At 30.8% G+C, this 562-nt stretch carries 1 protein-coding gene; it reads left to right on the top strand.

From position 1 onward, the window contains the following. A partial coding sequence (locus AB4070_RS18550; protein ID WP_441981403.1) for a plasmid recombination protein occupies nucleotides 1-562 on the top strand: 562 nt, incomplete at both ends.

Below are 562 nucleotides of genomic sequence, written 5' to 3'. Positions count from 1 at the left end.
CTTTTGTTGTATGGTAAAAATTTAGATGAGGTTGAAAAGTTAGCTTATGAATATCATGAAAATACAAAGCTAACTGATAAGAACGGAAAAGAAAAAAAGTTAAGATCTGATGCAAATATATTACTTGCTGGGGTTGTTTCTTTGAATAGGGAAAATGAAGATATTTGGGATGAGTATAAAAACGATGCCATCGCTTTTCTTTCAAATAAATATGGTAAAAAGTTAGTTTCTGTAATAGAACACACTGACGAGGCAAATCCACATTTCCACTTTTATGTTATTCAAGATCCGGGAAAAAGATTTGATTTAATACATGATGGGAAAAAAGCTTTATTTGAAAACAGAGACAAGAAAAAACACGATCAGAATATAGCTTATTTAAATGCCATGAGAAAAGTTCAAGAAGATTTTTTTCGTGTCGTATCTTCTAACTATGGTTTATCAAAGGATGGTCCGAAGAGAAAAAGGACCAGCCGAAAGGATTATTTTAAGCAAAAAAGAGAAATAAAACTTATTCAGCAAGTAAAAGAACAGGCAAAAATAGATGGTTATAATTTTGCAG

The organism is Microbacterium sp. 2RAF4, assembly GCF_052115285.1.
In the GTDB taxonomy this organism is placed as follows: domain Bacteria; phylum Actinomycetota; class Actinomycetes; order Actinomycetales; family Microbacteriaceae; genus Microbacterium; species Microbacterium oxydans.
This window is presented reverse-complemented; position numbering and strand designations above follow the sequence as displayed.